Below are 20,610 nucleotides of genomic sequence, written 5' to 3' on the forward strand. Positions count from 1 at the left end.
CAGGGCGCAGGGGTCACTCCGCGCCTTCCGTCAACCGCAACACCTGCCCGCCGAGGTTCCTGAAGGCCCTCTGGCGGCAGGTCAGGACGATGATCTGCAAATCGCCCGCCTGCCGGTGCAGCGCGTCGAACATGCGCTCGATGCGGTCGTCGTCGGTAAAGACCAGCGCGTCGTCGAGGATCACCGGCGCGCTGCGCCCGGCGTCGGCCAGCATCCGGGCAAAGGCCAGCCGCACCAGCAGTGCGATCTGCTCCTGCGTGCCGCCGGAGAGGATGTCGAGCGGCTCCTCGATGCCATTCCGGACCAGTCCTTGCGGCAGCAGCTCCGCCTCGCCCCAGGTCAGCTCCGCCTCCGGCCAGAGGAGGCCCAGCAAAGGGCGCAACTCCCGCGCGACGGGCTCGAAATAGCGCTCCCGCGCCTCGCTGCGGGCGCTGGTGAGGGCAACTTGCAGACGGGTGAGGACGGCGACTTCGTGCTCGATCCGGGCGAGGTCGGCCTCCGCCACGGTCAGCGCCTCCACCGTCTCCGCCAGCCGCTCCTCCACCGCGTCTCCCGCCGCGCGGCTGATGCGCTCCTCCAGACGGGCAAGCGCGGGCCGCAACAAGTCGATCTCCGCCGAAGCCGCCTCTTCCACGGATGTCGCGCGGCGGAAGGCGGCCTCTGCGGCGGCAAGGTCCGGGGCGCTCTCGCGTTTGGCCTTCAGCGCGGCCTCCGCCAGCTGGAAGGACTGCCGCGCGGTCTCCGCCTCCTGCGCCAGAGCCGCCTCATCCCGGTCGAACCGCGCCAGCGCCTCGGTGGCCCGGGTCAGGCGGTCCTGCATCTGGGTCAGCAGCGTCTCGGCCCCGGTTCGCTCCGCCCGGGCCGTCGAAAGCCGCTCCTGCGCCGTGCCATGCGCCAGGCGCGCCGCCTTCTCCGCCTCCCGCGCCGCGTCATGCGCCTGCGTCGCTTCCGCCAGATCGGGAGCCTCCGGGGAGTCCTCGGGCTTTGGCAAGCGCGCCAGCTGCGCCCGCAAAGGGTCAAGCCCCTGCGGCGCAAGGCTCCGGAACACCGCGCGTTTCTCGCCGAAGGTCTGTTCGGCTGCCTTGCGCGTGGCGACGGCCTGCCGCGCCTCGGCAATCGACGCGAGGCCCAGCGACTCCAGCCGCGCCTGCAAGGCCCGCTGCGCCGGCTCCACCGGATCGCCGCCCGCGGCTTCCGGCGGAGCGACGGTCAGCCGCCCGATGCCGTCCAGGTCCAGCGTCACCGCGCGGGTCAGGGGCAGGGCTGTTGCCTCCGCGAGCTCCGCCCCGTCCAACCGGACCCGCCCGGCGCCGGTATAGGCCACGCTGATCCTTGTCGCGCCGGCGTCGCGGGCGATCCGCGCGGCGGCCAGGTCGGCGGCCAGCGCCTCGAGGCTCGCCAGATCGGCGTCCGACAGCCCCTGCACCTGCGCCTTGGCGGTTTCCATGGCCTGCCGCGCCGCATCTGCCTCCGCGATGCGGGTCTCCAGGTCCCGGCGACGCTCGGCACTGTCCCGGGCCGTCTGCGCCCGCTCCGCAAGGCGGCGCTCCACCTCGGCGGTCTCAAGCCTCCGGGCAGCGGCATCCAGCGCGGCACGCGCCGTGGCCTCCGCCGTTGTCGCGGCCTCGAACGCGTCCCGCGCCGCGCTTGCCGCATTCGCCGCCGCGGCCCGCTGCGCCGTGCTGGCCTCATGCTCGGTAAGCGCCTTGCGCATATCCTCGAGCCGGGACAGGGCGGTGCTGGCGGTCAGCCGTGCCATGTCCGCCTTCTGCGCCAGCGTGTCCACCTCCTCCGCGTGGCGCCGCGCCTCGGCCAGCGCTGTCTGCGCCTGTGCCAGACGGGTCCGCCGCGCCTCCACCGCGTCCGGGTCGGTCAGCTCCGCGAGGCTCCGGCGCTTGCCGTTGCGGTCCTTCAGCGCCGCGTGCAACTCTTGCGTCACCTGCTCCAGGGCCGCGCGCCGTTCGGTCAGCGCCGCCACCCGCTCCTGCGCCGCCTTCCACGGGCCGTTCTTCAAAGGTTTGCCGGTCCCTGTCGCGTAGGTCGCAAGTTCCGCCTCGCAGCGCCGCAATGCCGCGTCCATGCGCCGTCCGCCGGTCATGGCCTCAACCTCGTCGCTGACCGAGGACATCAGGTCGCGCCGGGCCTCCAGCGCCGCTGCCTTCTCGTTCTTCGATCCATCCGTCAGCGCCGTCATGCCCTGCCGCACCCAGATCAACCCCGCCGGACCGCCGCCGCCCTGCCCGAGCAGCCGCGCGATCCAGTCTTCGGCGGCGTCCGACTGGGCGATCAACCGCCCGTCCTGATGCACGGTGGCCTGCGGCTTCTGGAACCAGCGCTTGGCGATGGTGAAGCGGCCCGCGTCGGTCTCGACCTCCACGGCAATCTCGGGGGCGCCGCCGGCATGGGGGCGCAGCGCCTGCATGTCCTTGTCCTTGCTGCCATGCGCCTTGAAGAAGACCGCATGCAGGGCGTCGAAGATCGTCGACTTGCCATATTCATTGGGTTCGCTCAGAACGCTGAGACCGTCTCCGATGTCCTTGATTTCAATTGCGGACGTGAACCTTCGGACCTGGTTCAGCGACAGGGCGCGCAGCTTCATTCCGCGCCCTCCCGGACATAGGCATAGAGCCGGGCGAGTGCATCCTTCGCCGCCCGCCGCTCCGTATCGGCCAGGGCCGCATCCCCGGCCTCCGCTGCCAGCGCTTCGGCGGCAAGGCGCAATGCGCCGCCGGTGCTGTCGATCCTGTCGAGGTCCGTCGCCTCGACCTGCGTTCCGAGCGCGTCCAGGCGCCATTCGAAATGCGCGAAGTCCGGCGCGGCGCTGTTGCAGGCGGCCTCGAGCGCCGTGCGCTCCGCCAGTCCGGCCCAGCCGGAGACGACGAGCCGCAGCAGCACGTCACGTCTTCCGGCGGTGGGCAGAACCGCGTCCAGGGCCGCTGCCGCGTCCTGCTCGGGGTGCAGGGACAGCGGCACCTCCTGCCAGAGGAATTGTCCGGTTTCCACCGTCTCGACGTCCGGCACCGCACCTGGGCCGTCAAGCGCTACGCACAGGCAGGCGCCGCGTTGGCCATGTTTGAACCGGTCCTGCTCCGGGCTGCCCGGGTAGTGCACCCGGGGCGAGACCGCCATGCGCCCGTGCCAATCTCCGAGCGCGAGGTAATCGAGCCGCGCCGTGCGGTCCCGATCCGGCGCAATCGCGCCGCCGGTGTCGGTGAAATCGGTGATGCCGCCGTGGGCGAGACCGATGCGCAGACGCCCCTCGGGACAGGAAAGGCCGGGCAGATGCCCTGTCGGATCGTCCGCCCCGGACCGGAAGGCCACCGGACAGGGCAGAAGCGTCGCGGTTGGTCCCAGCGCCACCGGGTCGGGCCGGACGAGGGCGCGGACATTCGGCGGCGCGTCCCGGGTGATGACCTCCCACAGCGGTTCCGCGTCGCGCAGGTTGTCATGGTTGCCCGGCAGCAGCCACCACGTCAGGCCGGACGCCTCGCCCATGGCGGTCAGCGCCTGCCGCAGGATGGCGGGCGAGGGGGTCGCGGTGTCGAAGGTGTCACCGGCCAGAAGCACATGCTCCGCGCCCCGCGCCGCCGCGATCCCGGCGAGGCGGGCGAGGCTTGCATGGCGCGCCTCCATCAGCCGTCCGCGGATGTTGCCGTCCGGGGGCTGCGGAATATTGGCGAACTTGCGCCCGATGTGCAGGTCCGAGGTGTGCAGGAATCGCAGGGTCATGTCAGGGCCATGGTGGAAGGGGCGCCGCGTCGAAGGCCGGGGGTCTCCTCTGGCAGCGCTGTATGTCCGGCAGGATGCATGGGGCGCAGCCAAGCGGGAATCCGGGTGGAGTGCAAGGGCCGGTTCCGGCGCGGCGCGCCGATGCCGGACATGTCCGGATTGCCCGGCAGGGTCAGGGCGCCGCTCCGATCACCGCCTCGCCTCGCCGCAGCGTGCGCACGCGGATCTGCCGGGTTTCAAAAACCGCCGCCAGCACCGGCAGGGCGTTCTCGGGCGTTGCATCGCCGCACATGAAGATGTCGAACGCACCGTAACCGATCTCGGGCCAGGTGTGCACGGTGATGTGGCTTTCGGCCAGCACCGCAACGCCTGTGATACCCTGCGGGCTGAAGCGATGGGTGTGCAGATGCAGGATCGTCGCGCCACAGGCCTCTGCCGCCTCGGTGAGGGCCCGTCGCACCCGGCGTTCGTCGTCGAGGCCGATACCGCCCACCACGTCCACGATCAGGTGTCTGCCCGCATAGGTCACGCCGTCTTCGCTGGCGAAATGCGCAGGGTGGGGCGGCGGGTTCAGGTCTCTCACGGCGTTCGATGTCCGATTTCGGGCGTTTCGTGCACCATATCAGACATGAAGCCGAAAAAAAGGCGCGGGACATCCGCGCCTCCAGTTAGTTCGGCCGGGCACAGGGTCAGCCCTGCCAGAACATCCTTGCGGCTTCGCGCGCGGCGGTGTGCCGGTCGAGGCCAATATCGTGCAACAGGTGCGGGTCGAGCTGGGCAAGGGCCTTTCGGGTTCGGCTGCGCTGCGCCCATTTCGCGGTGACGACTGCAAGGCGAAGGGCAAAGGTGGACACCGGCGGGAGCGGGTGGCTCGCGTCGAGGAACAGGAGGGCATCGCGGGCTGCAGTCTGTGTCATGGGAAAACTCCTTCAATTGTATTGACACAAATCACCGTCATTCGGTACAGATATTGGTACACGGCGAAATGTACCAGGTCGAGGGAAACATTGTCATGGATACAATTTTGAATCGCTGCGATCTGAATGGTGGCGGGCCGAAGTATCGGGCCGTGACCCTGGCGATCCGCGACGCGATCGCGGCCGAGGATCTGGGGCAGGGCGATCGCCTGCCGCCGGTCCGGGACCTCGCATGGAAACTGGGGATCACGCCCGGGACCGTGGCGCGGGCCTATTCGATCCTGACCGACGAGGGCGTGCTGACCGCAGAGGTCGGGCGCGGCACCTTTGTTGCCGGACCCATCGCGCCGGTGGCCAGTATCCGGTGGAACAGCGCCTATGCGGCGGAAGACACCGACCAGGTCAGCCTGTTTTCGCCGAAATTGCCTGATGTCGGGCAGGTTGCACTGATCAAATCCGCCTTTGCTCGCCTCGCGGAGCGGCCGGCCCAGGACCTGCTGAATTATCCCACGACGGCAGCCTTTGCCCCGGCGCGGCAGGCCGTGCTGCGCTGGCTCGAAGGGACGGTGCTGGGGCCGGTAGACGAACAGGACATCGTGCTGAGCCACGGCGGCCAGTCGGCGATTTCCCTGGTGATGCAGGCGACGCTCAAAGGCTCGCGCCCCGTGGTGATGGTCGAGGCGCTGAGCTATCCGGGGTTCCGCCGGGCGGCGGAGCTCCTTCGTGCGGAGGTTGTGTCGGTACCGATGGACGACCGCGGCATTGTACCAGAGGCGCTTGAAGAAATTGCCCGCAAGCACGATGCGCAGCTGCTTTGTACCAGTCCGGAAGTGCACAATCCGACGGGACTGTGCACATTGGCGGAACGTCGCGAGGAGATCGCCGCGGTGGCGCGGCGTTGCGGGTTTCATGTCCTTGAGGATGATTGTTACCGTCTTGGCCGCGCACGGGCCCCGTCCTATCGCGCCTACCTGCCGGAGCAGGGCTGGCACGTGTCCTCCTTCTCCAAGAGCCTGACGCCGTCGCTCCGGGTCGGCTTCGCCGTTGCGCCGGAAATCCACCGGGCCACGCTGCGCCGGACGGCGGAACACGGGTTCTTCGGACTCGCCTGTCCGCTGGCACATGTCACGGAGGACATCCTGACGCGGGATGAAACCTACAGCATGATGGATGCGGTGCGGGCGGCTTTCGGCTTGTATGTCCGGGCGGCGGTCAATGCCCTTGGCGGCTACGATCTGCGCTGGCGCGAGGATGTGCCCTACCTTTGGCTGATGCTTCCGGACGGGTGGCGGGCGAGCACCTTCGTGCAGGCGGCCGAGGCGCAGGGCGTGCAACTGCGCAACGCCGACGAGTTTGCCCTGCGCAATGGCAGTGCGCCGCATGCGGTGCGACTCGCCATCAATGCGCATGTCTCGCTTCCGAGTTTCGAAGCGGCCATGGCGCGCCTGCGCAAGCTGCTCGACAATCCGCCGGAACGGATCGCGGTGTGACGGGCGTTTTGCGCACGAAAACGGGCGAATTCTGCACAGTCTGCCGATAAAATGCCTTGTGTAGGGAACGTGACGTCAGGGGGTGAGAAATGCGCTGCCATTCCCCTGTCTTGGCTGTCGCAGACAGTATAGAGACCCGGGTGATGATCTGCCTGTCTGAGGATGTGCGATGTTGACCGTGAGCCGAATGCTGTTGTCTGCCTGTGTCGCCGTGTCGATGAGCGCGGCAACCGCCGATGCATCGGTGCTGGGCGTGGCGGACACGCTCGGGACCTTCAACCTGGTGACGCAGGGGTACACAGGCACGCAGGAGGTGGAAGGCCGGACATATATCGGCGGCACGCTGACCGGCGTGACCGGGCAATTCGGCTTTGCGACTCCGACCGATGGCGCGGGCTATGCCGAACTGTCGGTGAATGGATCGGTGGTGAACAGCACACTCAACCTGCAGCCCGGCGACACCGCGCAGATTGCCGGAACGCTGGTCAATTCGAACGTGAACAATGGCACCGCCGTGACCGGTGCCTCCGGCCTTCCGGCCTTCGATTTCGCTGCCTTCCATGCGGAATCGTTGGCACTGGCCGCTTACGACACAACCACCGGCACCAATCTGTCGGACCAGAACAACAAGACGTTCGGCGGAGCCACGGTGGTCAACGTGGCGTTGGCGGATCTCGCCACCGGCGGCTATTCGTTCGATCTCAGCCACGGATCGACCGTGATCGTCAACGTCTCCGGCACGACCGGCAGCTTTGGCATGAACCCGCTCGGGGTAACGAAGAGCCAGGCCAGCCATGTGCTGTGGAACTTCTACGAAGCGCAGAACGTGAGCGTGAACGCGGTGATCGCCGGGCACGTGCTCGCGCCGCTGGCCACGATGTCCGGCTTCAACGGCTCGACCGAGGGCACGGTGATCGCGTCCGCCGTCAACCTCACCAACGGCGAATTGCACCAGACCGCCTGGGCCGGAACGCTGCCGATGATCGAGAACTACGCCCCTGTGCCGGTCCCGGTTCCGGGCCTGCTGTTGGCCGGGGCGTTGGGCGTGCTCGCCCTGCGGCGCCGACGGCGTGCGTGACGGGACGCGGCGCGGCCGGGTCTGCCCGGGACGGGACTTGCCCGCGCTTTGGCCGTTCGGCGCCGGGAATCGCGGCGAAAACTTGGGGTATCCTGATACCGTTATTGCAAGACTTTGATATTGCATATTTTATTTCGGAAAGTCGCGCTTGACTGGCGCAATATCCCGAGTATAACCCGCCCATCGGAATTCAGGGCCGTACGGATCGTGCGGCCCTTCTCAATCCAAGATGGACAAGACCCATGAAAACCTTCTCTGCTACTCCGGCAGACATCGAGAAGAAATGGATCGTGATCGACGCCGAGGGCGTCGTTCTCGGCCGTCTCGCCTCGATCGTTGCCATGCGCCTGCGCGGCAAGCACAAGCCCTCCTTCACCCCGCATATGGACTGCGGCGACAATGTCATCGTCATCAACGCCGACAAGGTGCAGATGACCGGCAAAAAGCGTGAAGAGAACTTCTACTGGCACACCGGCCACCCGGGCGGCATCAAGTCCCGCACCAAGGCGCAGATCCTCGAGGGGGCCTACCCCGAGCGCGTCGTGACGCAAGCGGTCAAGCGCATGCTGCCGGGCAACCGCCTGTCGCGCCAGATCATGACGAACCTGCGTGTCTACGCAGGGGGCGAGCACCCGCACGAGGCCCAGTCCCCGGAAGTGCTCGACGTCAAGTCGATGAACAAGAAGAATACGCGGGTGTAATGATGGCTGACCAGATCAATTCCCTCGAAGAGCTGGGCGCAGCCGCAGGCGTCGAAACCGCCGCCGTCATCGCAGCCCCGCGTGAGCCGGTTCGTGACGAGCTTGGCCGGTCTTATGCCACCGGCAAGCGCAAGGACGCCGTTGCCCGTGTGTGGATCAAGCCGGGTTCCGGCAAGGTCACCGTCAACGGCAAGGAAATGAACAAGTACTTCGCCCGCCCGGTGCTGCAGATGATCCTGCGCCAGCCGTTCTCGGTGGCCGGTGTCGAGGACCAGTTCGACGTCTACGCAACCGTCAAGGGCGGTGGCCTCTCCGGCCAGGCCGGCGCGGTCAAGCACGGTGTCTCCAAGGCTCTGCAGCTGTACGATCCGTCGCTGCGCGCAGCCCTGAAGGCCGCAGGCTTCCTGACCCGTGACAGCCGCGTGGTGGAACGCAAGAAGTTCGGCAAGCGCAAGGCACGCCGGAGCTTCCAGTTCTCCAAGCGCTAAGCCGCGGACGGTGGGTCACAGACCCACCCTACCCAAGCATGGAGCCGTCCCGTCCGGGGCGGCTTTTCTCTTTTCCGGAGCGGTGTTACTGCGGAGGAGACCCAGAGGGAGACGGCCATGGCCCTGCGCTTTTCCGATGTGAGAGACCAGATCGCGCTGATCGGCCCGGCGCTCGATCCCGGCAAGGTCACGGTGTTCTCGATCTTCCGGGACGAGATGTATTTCCTGCCCGCCTTCTTCGACCACTATCGCGGCCTCGGGGTGGAGCAGTTCGTCATCGTCGACGATCACTCCGAAGATGGCACGACCGCCTATCTCGATGCGCAGGACGATTGCATCCGGGTGCACTCGGCGTTGCGGTATGGCAGCGAAATCGAGGTGCTGGAGCCATCGGGCCGCAAGCGGATGCAGCGGGCCGGGGTGTATTTCAAGGGCGCGATTCCGCAGGCGTTGATGCCCGGGCGGTTCACCACCTACGTCGACGCGGACGAGTTCCTGATCCTGCCACCGGGGGTGTCGACCCTGGGCGAGGTCGAGGCTCGGCTGCGGGCGGACGGCGATGTGGCGGCTCTCGCGCCGATGGTGGAGTTCTTCCCGGCGGATGTGGCGGGCTTCGGGGTCATGGATGCGCCGACGACCTTCACGGACCTGCTGGCGCGCTCGCCCTTCTTCGAGGCCGCGCCGCTGATCATGCCGAACCCGGGCGTCGGCAAGCCGACTTTCCTGAACCAGAGCAAGTCGGTCGCGTTGATGGAGGCGTTCGACGTTCTGCCCGCGCCGCCCGCGCGGTCGCTGGTGGACCGCATCCTGGGCCGCAAGCCGAAGAAATCGGAGAGCTTTTTCCAGTCCGCGCGGCACAAGACCCCGATCGTCTGCCATTCGGAGCAGACCTTCATGGTCGGCACTCATGACACCAACCGTGTCGCCTCGCAGACGGTCATGCCGGCGCTGGCGCATTTCGTCTTCACTCCGCAGTTCGGGCAGAAGGTGCAGCGGGCGCTGGACTGGGGCAGCCATGCGCATGGGGCGTCGAAGTACCGCTTCTATGCTGCGCTGCTGAAGAAGATGGCGGTGAAGCCGGACGCCTTCCTTGGACCGCAGTCGATCCGCTACGAGGGGCCGGAGCAGTTCATGGACGCGGGACTCATACGCTGGTAAGCGCGATGTCCGCGTGTTGCCAAAGGCTCGCAACCTTGGGGCAGCGTTCTGCCGCGGCGCGGTAGGCGGGGGCATAGTGGCGGGCGATGGCCTGCGCGAGGCCCTCGTCGATGGCGCTGGCCCCGGCGCGGGCGTTGACCTGCCTTCCCCCGGCTTGCGGGTCGGTCGGGACGTCTGCAAAGTCGGACAGGGCCGCGATGCCCGCCGGGGTGAAGAGTTCTTCAAACAGGCAGACATGCTGCTCCGCCCGGTCGAGAACCGAATCCATGGCCGACAGTGTCAGGTCATAGCGGCTGCGCGCCTCGGCCTCATGGGACTGGTAGAAATCCTTCAATTCCAGACCCGTATACCCCTTCGCCCGGTCCATGTTCAGATGCGAGCGCAGCCGCGCCACCGGGTCGCGCATGGAAAAGATCACCTTGACCGCGATCCCGCGTCTCGCAAATCCATCCCGGATGCGTCTGAGCGTCTCGGCCGGAAGGGCGGCATAGGAGGGCGTGATATCGCCGGTCCTGACGATGCCGGGCTTGTCCAGCAGTGCGGCGAAATAGTCGAAATAGGCCTCCGGATCGGCCTGCAACCGCCAGCGCAGATGCGCCGCGGGTTCGGGTGCCCCCAAGGCCATCTTGGCCCGCGCCCGCAGCTTGTCGAAGCCGGACGGCTCAGCCACGCGATACCGGGCAAAGACGCCGCCCAGAGCGTGCTCCCAGACCTGATACTCCCCCAAACGCCCGAAATCCGACCCGGATTGACCGTTCAGGTAGCCTTGTATCCACGAAGAGCCGCATTTCTGCCCGCCAAGGCCAAGGAAGAACGTGCCGGACATGCTCACTTGTCCTCCGGCAAAAGGCCGAGACCACGCAGGTAGACGCCGATGCCGGTCTCCAGCAGGTCCTCGGGCGGGAAGGGGGATTGGGTGCCCGGGGAGTTGCGCGCGAAGAGCTCCACAACCCCGTGTGACAGCGCCCAGATATGCGCCGAGAACATCGCGGGCGGCGGGCGTTTCTCGGGCGGGATATGCTCCGACAGCCGCGTCGCGGCCTTCTCCAGAACGCCCCGTGCCTTGGCGGAGATCGCCGCAAGCTCCGGCGAATGGTTCACCGAAATGCCGCTCTCGAACATGGCGATGTAATGCCCAGGATAGCGGCGGGCGAAGGCGAGATAGGCGCGGCCCGTCGCTTCGAACGCCGCGAGGTCGGAGGGCAAACCGCTGTCATAGGCGTATTGCATCACGTCGGCGAAGATCTCGTAGCCCTGTCGGGCGGCCTCGGCGATCAGGTCCTCGCGGCCGTTGAAATGCCGGTAGACCGCCGCCGGAGTCACGCCCGCCTGCTTTGCCGCCTCGGAGAGGGTGAAGCCGGTCGGCCCCTTCTCCTCGATCAGCTGCAGGGCGGCGTCGACAAGCGCCTGCGCAAGATTGCCGTGATGATAGCCGCGCTTCTTGATCATCAGGCGTCCCAGATATCCGGCCCGCCGACCAGCTTCTGATCGGGCGTGCCGATGGCCTTGGCGTTCTTCCGGTCGTAGTCCAGTGCGGTCAGCACGTGCCGGATCGCCTCCAGCCGGGCACGTTTCTTGTCATCTGAACGGATGATCGTCCAGGGCGCGGTCGTCGTGTGGGTCCGCGCCAGCGTCTCCTTGATCGCCGCCGAATAGGCGTCCCACTTCGCCAGGCCCTCGACGTCGATCCAGCTGAGTTTCCACTGCTTGAGCAGGTCTTCCTCGCGCTTGAGGAACCGCCGCAGCTGCTCCGCCCGCCCGACGTTGAGCCAGAACTTGAACAGGTGAATGCCCTCGTCCACCAGCATCTTCTCGAACTCCGGGGTCTGGGCGAAGAAATGCTCGCGCTGCGCGTCCGTGCAGAAGCCGAAGACCTTTTCCACCACGCCCCGGTTGTACCACGACCGATCGAAGAACACGATCTCGCCGCCGGCGGGCAGGTGGTCGACGTAGCGCTGGAAATACCATTGCGTGGCTTCGGTGTCGGAGGGTTTCGACAGCGCCACGACCCGCGCCCCGCGCGGGTTGAGGTTCTCGCGGAAGCGCTTGATCGTACCGCCTTTTCCCGCCGCGTCCCGGCCTTCGAAGACAATCGCGATGCGCGCACCGCTCTCCCGCGCCCAGGCCTGCATCTTGACCAGTTCGATCTGCAGTTTGTCCATGTCCTTCTGGTAGGCCTTGGACTTCAGCGCCTCCGAATAGGGATAGGTATGGGACAGGATGTCATCCTTGTCGGCGCGCAGGATCGCGTCGCGCACCTCCTGCGGGGCGCTTTCCTTGAAGAAGGTGCTGATGGCACCGTCGAAAGGCAGGTCGGACATGCCGGTCATCCTTTTGTTTTTACTCTATATGAGATGTTAAGCCGATTAACGCAATCCGGCGCGGCGGGCGGCGCGGTGGATGGCTTCGATCACGGCACCGGGGCGGACCTGGTTCGGCATGTGGCCGATGCCGTCCAGAAGGGTCAGCGCCGCCGTCGGGTGGTTTGCCGCGAAGGGGATCGCGTGGATCGAGGCAAGGACGGTGGTGTCCGCGGTGCCGTGCGCCAGTTCGATTGGCATGGTCAGCCGGTCGTATTGCTCTGACAGGGCGGTGATCTCCCGCAGGAGCCGGGCACGCATGATGGCGTTCTCGTGAAGCGAGACGCGGCGCAGGGTCAGTGCCGGGCCGAAGTGTTGCGCATAGCCGTCCGGCTCGTCCTGCGGCTCGAAGACCTCCGCGACATTCCTCTCCACCACGCTGTCCGGCACGTAGGCGGTGAGCAAGGGTATGGCGAGGGGGCCGAGGACAGGATTGGACAGGACCTTGTAATAGGTGCTGAGCGGCGTGTTCCACGGGTAGACCGGGGAGGCCAGAAGCACCAGCGCCGCTGTCTTTTCGGGCCGTGCCACGCCCCAGGCCAAGGCCACCGCGCCGCCGTAGGAATGGCCCAGGACAATGGGCCTCGTCGCGCCGAGGACATCGGCGGCCTGCGCCAGAAGCTCCGCCTGCCGCGTGATCGTGGGGGTGTCGATTGGATCGGTGTAGCCAAGCCCCGGGCGGTCGAAGGCGATGACGCGGTAGTCCTGCGCCAGCCTGTCCACCAGCCGGAACGTCATGTCGCGCAGGTTGCCGGAGGAGCCGTGGATCAGCACCAGATCCGGCCCGGTGCCCCGCATGACATAATGCACCCGCGTGCCGTCCACATCGACGAAATCGCCGAGGGGCGGGTAGTCACGCACCGCGGCGGCCTCGTGCCGGGCGGCCCGCCAGAGCGTCACTGCCGCGAGTACCGCCAGCAGGATGGCGAGGACAAGGGCGGCCTTGAGCACCGCTCAGCCTTGCCCGATCTGCGCCAGATCGAAGGGGGTCGACTGATATATCTCGTTGATCCAGTTACCATAAAGCAGGTGCGCGTGGCTGCGCCAGCGGTTCTGCGGCGGCTTAGACGGGTCATTGTCCGGATAGTAGTTCGCGGGCACGTTGATCGGCGTGCCTTCGGCAACGTCGCGGTCATACTCCTGCTTCAGCGTATCGCTGTCATACTCCAGATGGTTGAAGATATAGAGCGCCCGGTGATCCGGGTCCTCCACAAGGCAGGGCCCGGTCTCGTGACTGTCGATTAGGATCGGCAGGCCAGCCGCGGCGATCTCGTCGCGCTTGAGCTCGGTCCAGCGCGAGACCGGGATCACCATGTCGTCCGAGAACCCGCGCAGGTAGGGCGAGGCGGGGGCGTGGTTCTGATGCCGGATGCAGCCGAAGGCCTTGTGCGGCAGGATGTGTTTCGGCACGCCGTGGAAGTGGTTGATCATCGCCATACCGCCCCAGCACACGCCGAAGGTGGAATGCACATGGGTCTGCGTCCAGTCGAACACGCGGGTCAGCTCGTCCCAATAGGTCACCTCCTCGAACGGCAGGTGTTCGATCGGGGCGCCGGTGATGATCAGCCCGTCGAACTTGTCGCCGCTCTCCGCCACTTCGGAGAAGGGACGATAGAAGGTCTCCATGTGCTCGGCGGCGGTGTTCTTCGTCTGGTGCTCGCTCATGCGGATGAGCGACAGCTCGATCTGCAACGGCGTCGCGCCGATGAGCCGGGCGAACTGGTTTTCCGTCTGGATCTTCTTCGGCATCAGGTTGAGGAGCCCGATGTGCAGCGGCCGGATGTCCTGCCGGGCTGCGGTCTCCTCGGCCATGACCATGACGCCCTCGCGCGAAAGCACGGCGTAGGCGGGCAGGTCGGATGGCAGTTTGATCGGCATGGGGCTCTCCCGGTTTGGCTGCGAGGGATGTAGGCGATCCTGAGCAGCACGGCAAGCGGGGGGCGGGTGGCGATCAGTGCAGGTGGCGGGCAGGCGCGGTGTTGGTCAGCAGGTCGATCTGTGCCTGAAGCCCGATGGCGAGCGGGCCGTCGGCGGCGAGGGTGACCGTATCGCCCTCCAGCGTCTCGAAAGTCACGTCGATCCGGGCAAAGCGCAACGCGGGGGCGCTGCCCGGGAAGACCGCCGCCTGATCGACCAGCCCGTCATGGACCGCGGTGAGGCGCGGATTGACCAGCGCCATGGCGCAACCCATCCCGGCGGCGTCGGGCAGGTCCACGACGACCAGCCGTTCCGGGCGCCCGATGGCAGAGGCGGCGAGCGCCACGCCGCCCGCGCTTTGCATGATCTCGAACAGGGTTTCGGCCAGCTCGGCGATCTGGCCGTCGAACTCCGTCACCTCGCCGGGAGACGTTGGGGAAGGCACGGGATAAAATGTCGTCATCGAGATCCTCCGGGCCTAAGGGCGTAGGGGGATTCTCGTGCAATCTCAATTGATTCGGAGGCGTCCTTCACAGATTCCTGTGGGCGAATCCGGCGCATATCCTGTGGATGGTTTCGGTATGTTTCGCAGCGCGCGGCGCGTCTCAGCCCTGCGGCAGCGCCGCAGCGATGACCTCGGTGAAGTCCTTTTCATCGCGCACGGCGGCGATGTCCGAAGCCTCGACCGCCACGCCCCAGTTCGCCGCCATGGCCTCGTAGAGCGGCTGGCGATGTGCCAGCGCCTTGGCATAGGTCCAGCGGATGAAGGCGTCCGGGTCGACCTCGCTCTCGGCGCAGCCCTTCTCTTCGAGATAGCCGTGCCATGCGCGGTCGAGGAACGCCGGTTGGTAGGCCATCGGCTTGGGCGCCTTGTCGAACCGGCGGATGAGTTCCTCCGTATGCGCCTCGCTGCCCTTGATCCAGACCATCAGCGCCACGTCCGAGAGCGCCTTGAGGATCGGGTCCGCCGGACTCTCCGGGTCGACCCACTCGCAGATACTGCCGCCGGTATCGCAGATGAAATGCGGATAGCCGTAGAGGTCCTGTGCGCGGTCGATGAAATAGGCGGTGTCGAGCAGGGCCCGCTCCTCCGCCCGCTCGAATTGCGACTGCCTGCGGCGATATTCGTCGATCGGCACGCCGCCCTTGGCGGGATCGCCGGGCTTGCCGAGGTAGGTGGAGACCGGGGTGAGGTTGTTGAAGGTGATGTTGGAGCCGATGTAGATCGAATCGGACATCAGCAGGTCGCGCAGGAACGGCACCTTCATCGCCTCGCGCTTGGCGTTGTCGGCGATGTATTCGCCCATGTAGCGGGTGCCGATGCGGTAGTCGATGGAGTAGTGGAACCACGATCCGCTGTCGCGGAGCATGGTGGAGACATGGGTCTTGCCCAGCCCGGACATGGCAAAGAGCACGGCGCGCTTGTGCGTGGCGCGGCGCCAGTCATCGGCGGTTGCGTAGATCATGCCTGCTCCCCATGGTTCATCCGCACCGGATTACGCGGGGCCGAAGGCGGCGTCAAACCCTGTTGAGTGTGCCTCTGCGGCGCAGCAGGCGGCCATCGAGGATCACGAGGCCGAGCACCAGAAGCGCAAAGCCGGCGTAGGCCTGCGGCGGCAGGGTTTCCTCCCGCACGAGGCTGCCGAGCGCGATGGCGATGGGCGGGATGATGAGCGTCACCAGGAGCAGGTTGCCGCTCCCCGCCATGGCGAGCACACGATAATAGAGCAGGTAGGCCAGCGCGGTGGCAAACCCGGCGTAATAGAGGATGGCAGCCCATGTGGCGGGCTGGGCTGGCAAGGACGGCAGCCCCTCGCTTAGCAGGGTGAGCGGCAGCATGACCGCCGTCGCGGCCGCCAGCATGCCGAAGGCGGCACTCACCGGCGGCAGCCCCGTCAGCATCGCCCGGCCCCAGGCCCCGGCGCAGGCATAGGAGACCGTCCCGGCCAGCACTGCCAGTTGAGCCAGTGACGTGAGATCGAAGGACCGCAGCGCCCCGGGGCCGATGGCCAACGTCACGCCGAAAAAACCGAGGGTCACACCGAGGCCCTTGCGCCGGGTCAGCCGCTCGTCGGCGAAGACCAGCGCGGCGAGGATCACGCCGAAGATGGCCGTGGTCGCGTTGAGAATGGCGGTCAGGCCGGACGGGATGTGCAATTGCCCCCAGGCCATCAACGTGAAGGGGATGACATTGTTCAAAAGCCCCATGCCGAGCAGGCGCAACCACAGCGACCACCCGCGCGGCAGCGGACCGCGCTGCCAGAGCAAAACGCCGAGCAGGATCAGCGCCGCAATCCCGGTGCGGGCAAGCACCGCGGTCAGCGGGCCGATTTCATCGAGTGCGGTGCGGATCGCGAGGAACGATCCGCCCCAGAGCAGGCCCAGGAGCAGAAGTTCGGCCCAGGCGCGGGGCGAGAGGGACGTCTGTGTCATGGTACCGCTATGCCGCGTGCCCGGGTCCGGACCAATCCGATCCTTGCGCAAACGCGAAACGCGCGGGAGACGGGCCCCCGCGCGTTGCTGTGTTCGGCCCGGCCTTGGCTCAGAAGTTGGCGGTGTAGGAAACGCCGACACCCCAGGCCGAGTTGTTCTTGAACTTGGTGCCGGAGGCGTCCGTCGCATCGCCGAGGTCGACGTATTCGACGCCGACGCGCAGCTTGTGCGGGCCTTCGGTGAACTGCGCGCCGAGCCCGAGCGACGTGCGGCCGTCCGTCGGGGACAGGCGCGAGGCAACCTTGCCGTCGCCCGCCTCATAGGTGATCTGGGCAAAGGCGGAGTAGTTCTCGTTGAACTGCTTGCCTACGCCGAGTTTCCAGGTGACCACGTCGGATTCAAAGCCGGTGACCTCATTGCCGGTAACGGACTTGTATCCCGGCGTTTCGACGTGCCATGCGGACCACTCGGTCCATTTCACCTGGCCGAAGACCAGCGTGCCCGGCGCGACGCCGGTCTGGAAGTCCAGCGCGACGGACTGCGGCATGGTGATCTTCGTCTCGGAACTGCCGGGGATGGCGAAGAAGGGCAGGGATTCCGAGGTCGCGAACTTGTGCGTGACGGCGCTTTCGTAGGTCAGCGCCACGCGCAGCGCGATGTCCGGGATCTCGTAGGCGGCCCCCAACGTGTAGCCGAAATCGCCGGTCTGAGCGCCGGTTGCGTTGTACTGGAACGCTCCCGCCGGTGCGGTCGCCACGGCAGTTCCGTAGGCCACGGCCTGGGCCAGCTGGGCCTGCAGGCCGAGCACGCGCGGATCGGTCGCCGGAGCGCCCGCCGCAGCCAACTGTGCCAGACCGGCCTGGATCTGGGAGATGCCGGCAACGACGCTCTGCCCGGTCGCGCCGCGGATCATCTGGTCCGGAATGATGATGTTGGCCTTGCTCAGCACATAGCGTGCGCCGCCGAAGACGGAGAAGCGGTCGGACAGCTTGTATTTCAGGATCACCGAGGTCTGCTTGGACTGCCAGTCGGCGGTCAGCCCGGTGTAGAAGCCCTGGGTGTAGAGCGCGTTCGCGCCATAGGCCTGGTTGTGATAGAGGCCCAGGGTCAGCTGGTCGGTGAAATCCGTCTTGGCCGACAGGCTGAAGGTGCCGAAGCTGCGCGCCATGTTCCCGGTGCTGCCACCGCCGAGCGCGGCGGTATATTTGCCCGAGACCGACGGAGTCACGATGGAATGGCCGATGCTGAACGCGTTGCCGGGGGTGAACAGGAAACCGTAATCGTTACTGGCCCGTTCGATTCCCCCTGCGGTTGCAGCGGTAGCGGTCAGGGCGAGCGCGGCGGCCCCGAGAGTCGTTTTATACATTGGTGTCCCTCTTCCCAAGTCGGGAGTCTCATGTGATCGGCCCTGTGAGCGAAGGCCGCCTCCTTCGGACAAGCTAGAGGTCACCATATTGTCAGGTCAATCTTTGACGGAACGTCAGCCTGACGTGCCGGGACGCTGCGTCACGTTTTTGTAACAGCGCGTGGACGCGTCTCATGCAGGATATTGAGGTAATTCGCGCCGAAAATCACCGCTGCACCGAGGAAAACCCAAGGATCCAGAAGCTCGCCGTACAGCAGCATCCCGACGAAGGCGATCACCGGCAGCCGGGCGAAATCGATCGGCATGACTACGGTGGCCGGGGCCAGCGAGAGCGCGGTGGTCAGGCAGAAATGCGCCACAAGCCCGGCACAGGCGATCAGCACGATCCAGGGCAGGCTGGCCGCGGCGGGCAGGGCGATGTCGCCGTCGAACCCGGCACAGACCAGCCCGAAACAGGCCTGCATGGCCGTCAACCAGAAGAGGATCTGCGTGATCGGCTCGGTTCGCGTCAGCCGGCGGGTGAAAACCGCCGATCCGGCAAAACCTATGGCCGCGAGCGCCGCGGTGACAAGCCCGATGTGGAAGGTGTCCGGGTCAGGCCGCGCCACGATCAGGATGCCGAGGAATCCTCCGGACGCGGCAAGGATACGTCCCAGGGTCAGCCGTTCGCCCAGGAACAGCGGGCTGAGCAGCATCACCCAGAGCGGCGAGGTGAACTCCAGCGCAAAGACCTGCGCCAGCGGGATCACCGTGATCGAGTAGAACCACAGGTTCTGCCCGGCGAAATGCGAGATGTTGCGCAGGCCGTGCCAGCCCATCTTGCGCACGCCGATCTGGTGCCGGGTTCCGGCGACGCTGGAGACCACGAGCACGATGACGATGCCGATCAGGGAACGGTAAAGCATGATCTCGAAGGTATCGAGGTCGAGGCTGACAGCCCGACCGGCGATGGCCATTCCGGTGAAGGAAAAGATCGTGCCGATCATCCACAGACAGGCGCGAAGCGTCTGGTGCATGGGTCCTGTCCTCTCCTCCGGGGGGTGCCGTTCGCGGCATCTCGTGACGCTCTTGAAGTGGCAGAGCCGGACAGGATTGGCAAGGGGCAGGGCGGCGTCAGCCCGCCTTGCGCACCGGCTCTTCGAAGAGGGCATCTTCGTCTGCGATGGTTTCCTCCTCCCATGCGCTGTGCGTGGCGACGGCGAGGGGGGCGGCCAGCGGTGCCGGAAAGCGGATCGAGCGCCAGAGGTCAAGCCCGGCGAGGACCAGCGCGACCCGGTTCGGGGCCGCGATATAGAGCGGTCGCCAGCGCGGCGCGAAGCTGGTCTTGAACCGGGCAAGCCCCTCCGAGCCCGCCGCGTAGGGCGCGATGCGGGGGTGGGGAATGGCGGCGAGGTTGACCTCGCCGCGGCCGGTCAGCCGCGCGTGCTCGATCATTGCCGCGACAAGGGCATGCATGGTACCGGCGGGGGCGTCCGGGATCTGGCGCATCAGGTCGAGGCTGATCACTTCGGGCGTCTCGACGGCGGTGATGAAGGCGAGCAAATGGTCTTTGGCGAAGGCGGCGAAGATCGGCTTGTCGCGCAGGAATTCGCGGCAGAAACGCCCCATGGTGAGACCGCGCTCCCCGCCGTGCGCGGTTGCCCAGGCGTCGTTGACCCGGGCCATGGCGTCCCAGTCCGGTTTGGTCAGGCGGCGAATCTCGACACCGGCCTTCTGTGCCTTGCGGATGGCGCGGCGCAGCTGGCGGTACTCCGATCCCTCCAGCGCAAGACCGCGCGGGTCCACCACGGCCTCATAGGCAATCGGCGCGACGGACCATCCCTCGCGGCGCAGCAGCACCGCGTCGCGGCGGGTGATCTTGTACAGGCAGGCAAAGCGGTTCTGAACGCGGGCGAGATCGCGGAACGGATGCAGCAGCGGCCGCAGGTCGCCATGCGTCGGCCCGAGGAACAGCGTCAGCGTATGCGGGCTGCGCAGCAGGCAGGCGGCATGGCCGGGCAGGTGCAGCCCGAGGCTGTCGGCCTGGGCGGCGATGGCATGTTCCGCCCGCGCGCCGCGCGTCGGTGCCGGAATGTCGTGGGCACTCCGCCGCCGGTCCGGTTGCGCGACCAGCGCATAGGCCGCGGCGACCAGGCATGGCAGCGCGTAGTAACACAGGCGATAGGCCAGCAGCGCGGCGGCGAGCACCTCGACATCGACGTGGGGGATGAGGCTGACGAGCGCCAGCTCGAACGGCCCCGCGCCGCCCGGCGTGCCCCCGACCAGGCCCGCACCCAACGCCAGCATGTAGGCGCCGACCATCGGCAGCAGCGGCAAGCCCAGGTCCGGTGGCAACAGCACGTAGAGCGCCAGCGCGGCGAACACCATGTCGCAGAAACTCAGCGCCAGCAGCTGTGCCGCCGCGGTCAGGCTCGGCAGGCGCAGGCTGCGCCCGAGGACCGGGAACACGGGAAAGCGCAGCAACAGGGCACAGCCCGCCACCAGCATCGCCGGGACCGCGACGAGGCTGAGCGCGCCGTGGCCGGTGACCTGCGGCACCGCGAAACTGACGGCGAGCAGCGCCCAGGCCGCCAGGAAGGTCAGGGTGACGAAGGCGGTCAGTTGGAGGATGCGGGCGTGCCCAAGCGCAGGCATCAGCCGCCAGCGCACAGCGGCGCCGACCGCCGGACCAAAGCCGATCACCTGCCCGAGCGCGATCGCCGACGCCCCCGCGCGGCGCGCGATCATGCCCCGGGTGCCGGTGTTGAAATGCCGGTGGGCGATCAGGTCGTATTGCGCAAGGCACCAGAAGCTGCCGGCGGAAAAGACCACGGCGGCCAGCCAGCGTACCGGCGGGATCTCCTGAAACGCCTGCCGCACCGCGTGCCAGTCCAGTGCCCCTCCCTTGTGCAAGAGGAACCACAGGCACAACAGGCCAAGCGTCAAAGGCAGGCTGCGCTTGAGCAGCGCGGCCCGATGGGCGGACAACACGTT

General features: G+C 67.0%; 20 protein-coding genes. 5 read left to right on the forward strand and 15 right to left on the reverse strand.

What is annotated here, in order from left to right:
* Positions 1–13: 13 nt before the first annotated feature.
* The 4 genes from ACP159_RS15055 to ACP159_RS15070 form a co-directional block, all read right to left on the reverse strand.
* Positions 14–2,599, reverse strand: coding sequence for an AAA family ATPase (locus ACP159_RS15055; RefSeq protein ID WP_425100534.1), 2,586 nt, complete (start codon positions 2,597–2,599; stop codon positions 14–16).
* Positions 2,596–3,729: a metallophosphoesterase family protein gene (locus ACP159_RS15060; RefSeq protein ID WP_425100535.1), complete on the reverse strand. Its 1,134-nt coding sequence runs from the start codon at positions 3,727–3,729 to the stop codon at positions 2,596–2,598. Before ACP159_RS15060 ends, ACP159_RS15055 begins: the two co-directional genes overlap by 4 nt.
* Positions 3,730–3,901: 172 nt before the next feature.
* Positions 3,902–4,312 (reverse strand): adenosylmethionine decarboxylase, encoded by a 411-nt coding sequence (gene speD, locus ACP159_RS15065; protein WP_425100536.1) that lies wholly within the window; start codon positions 4,310–4,312, stop codon positions 3,902–3,904.
* Positions 4,313–4,418: 106 nt separating this feature from the next.
* Complete coding sequence (locus ACP159_RS15070; RefSeq protein WP_425100537.1) at positions 4,419–4,646, reverse strand: DUF1127 domain-containing protein; 228 nt, start codon at positions 4,644–4,646, stop codon at positions 4,419–4,421.
* A 95-nt stretch (positions 4,647–4,741) separates the two neighbouring features.
* Here ACP159_RS15070 and ACP159_RS15075 point away from each other — a divergent pair, with 95 nt between their 5' ends.
* The 5 genes from ACP159_RS15075 (at position 4,742) to ACP159_RS15095 (ending at position 9,561) form a co-directional block, all read left to right on the forward strand.
* Positions 4,742–6,136 carry a PLP-dependent aminotransferase family protein gene (locus ACP159_RS15075; protein WP_425100538.1) on the forward strand — a complete coding sequence of 465 codons (1,395 nt, stop codon included), beginning with the start codon at positions 4,742–4,744 and terminating at the stop codon, positions 6,134–6,136.
* A gap of 187 nt (positions 6,137–6,323) precedes the next feature.
* The gene (locus tag ACP159_RS15080) at positions 6,324–7,214 is read left to right on the forward strand and encodes a collagen-binding domain-containing protein (protein ID WP_425100539.1); all 891 of its coding nucleotides are present in this window, start codon (positions 6,324–6,326) and stop codon (positions 7,212–7,214) included.
* A gap of 242 nt (positions 7,215–7,456) precedes the next feature.
* Positions 7,457–7,915 (forward strand): 50S ribosomal protein L13, encoded by a 459-nt coding sequence (gene rplM / locus ACP159_RS15085; protein WP_425100540.1) that lies wholly within the window; start codon positions 7,457–7,459, stop codon positions 7,913–7,915.
* Between the two features lie 2 nt (positions 7,916–7,917).
* Positions 7,918–8,403 (forward strand): 30S ribosomal protein S9, encoded by a 486-nt coding sequence (gene rpsI / locus ACP159_RS15090; RefSeq protein WP_425100541.1) that lies wholly within the window; start codon positions 7,918–7,920, stop codon positions 8,401–8,403.
* A 117-nt stretch (positions 8,404–8,520) separates the two neighbouring features.
* Positions 8,521–9,561: a glycosyltransferase family 2 protein gene (locus ACP159_RS15095; protein WP_425100542.1), complete on the forward strand. Its 1,041-nt coding sequence runs from the start codon at positions 8,521–8,523 to the stop codon at positions 9,559–9,561.
* Here ACP159_RS15095 and ACP159_RS15100 read toward each other — a convergent pair.
* The 11 genes from ACP159_RS15100 to ACP159_RS15150 form a co-directional block, all read right to left on the reverse strand.
* A complete protein-coding gene (locus ACP159_RS15100) occupies positions 9,548–10,387 on the reverse strand; it encodes a sulfotransferase family protein (RefSeq protein WP_425100543.1) in 840 nt (279 codons plus the stop codon). The two genes, ACP159_RS15095 and ACP159_RS15100, sit on opposite strands and share 14 nt — an antisense overlap.
* Positions 10,388–10,389: 2 nt before the next feature.
* Complete coding sequence (locus tag ACP159_RS15105; RefSeq protein WP_425100544.1) at positions 10,390–11,010, reverse strand: TetR/AcrR family transcriptional regulator; 621 nt, start codon at positions 11,008–11,010, stop codon at positions 10,390–10,392.
* The gene (gene ppk2, locus ACP159_RS15110; RefSeq protein ID WP_425100545.1) at positions 11,010–11,882 is read right to left on the reverse strand and encodes a polyphosphate kinase 2; all 873 of its coding nucleotides are present in this window, start codon (positions 11,880–11,882) and stop codon (positions 11,010–11,012) included. The genes ACP159_RS15105 and ppk2 overlap by 1 nt, the downstream gene beginning before the upstream one ends.
* Positions 11,883–11,927: 45 nt before the next feature.
* A complete protein-coding gene (locus tag ACP159_RS15115; protein WP_425100546.1) occupies positions 11,928–12,872 on the reverse strand; it encodes an alpha/beta fold hydrolase in 945 nt (314 codons plus the stop codon).
* 3 nt (positions 12,873–12,875) lie between these two features.
* Positions 12,876–13,799 (reverse strand): homoserine O-acetyltransferase MetA, encoded by a 924-nt coding sequence (gene metA, locus ACP159_RS15120; protein WP_425100547.1) that lies wholly within the window; start codon positions 13,797–13,799, stop codon positions 12,876–12,878.
* Positions 13,800–13,872: 73 nt separating this feature from the next.
* On the reverse strand, positions 13,873–14,301 hold the full coding sequence (locus ACP159_RS15125) for a peptide deformylase (protein ID WP_425100548.1): 429 nt from the start codon (positions 14,299–14,301) through the stop codon (positions 13,873–13,875).
* Positions 14,302–14,443: 142 nt separating this feature from the next.
* Complete coding sequence (locus tag ACP159_RS15130) at positions 14,444–15,304, reverse strand: ATPase (RefSeq protein WP_425100549.1); 861 nt, start codon at positions 15,302–15,304, stop codon at positions 14,444–14,446.
* Positions 15,305–15,356: 52 nt separating this feature from the next.
* Positions 15,357–16,271, reverse strand: coding sequence for a DMT family transporter (locus ACP159_RS15135; RefSeq protein WP_425100550.1), 915 nt, complete (start codon positions 16,269–16,271; stop codon positions 15,357–15,359).
* Positions 16,272–16,380: 109 nt separating this feature from the next.
* Positions 16,381–17,637 (reverse strand): hypothetical protein, encoded by a 1,257-nt coding sequence (locus ACP159_RS15140; RefSeq protein WP_425100551.1) that lies wholly within the window; start codon positions 17,635–17,637, stop codon positions 16,381–16,383.
* Positions 17,638–17,777: 140 nt separating this feature from the next.
* On the reverse strand, positions 17,778–18,653 hold the full coding sequence (locus ACP159_RS15145; RefSeq protein ID WP_425100552.1) for a DMT family transporter: 876 nt from the start codon (positions 18,651–18,653) through the stop codon (positions 17,778–17,780).
* A gap of 97 nt (positions 18,654–18,750) precedes the next feature.
* A complete protein-coding gene (locus ACP159_RS15150; RefSeq protein ID WP_425100709.1) occupies positions 18,751–20,607 on the reverse strand; it encodes a phosphatidylglycerol lysyltransferase domain-containing protein in 1,857 nt (618 codons plus the stop codon).
* Between the last annotated feature and the right edge of the window lie 3 nt (positions 20,608–20,610).

Origin of the sequence: Tropicibacter sp. S64, assembly GCF_049803835.1 — a bacterium.
Taxonomy (GTDB): Bacteria; Pseudomonadota; Alphaproteobacteria; order Rhodobacterales; family Rhodobacteraceae; genus Pacificoceanicola.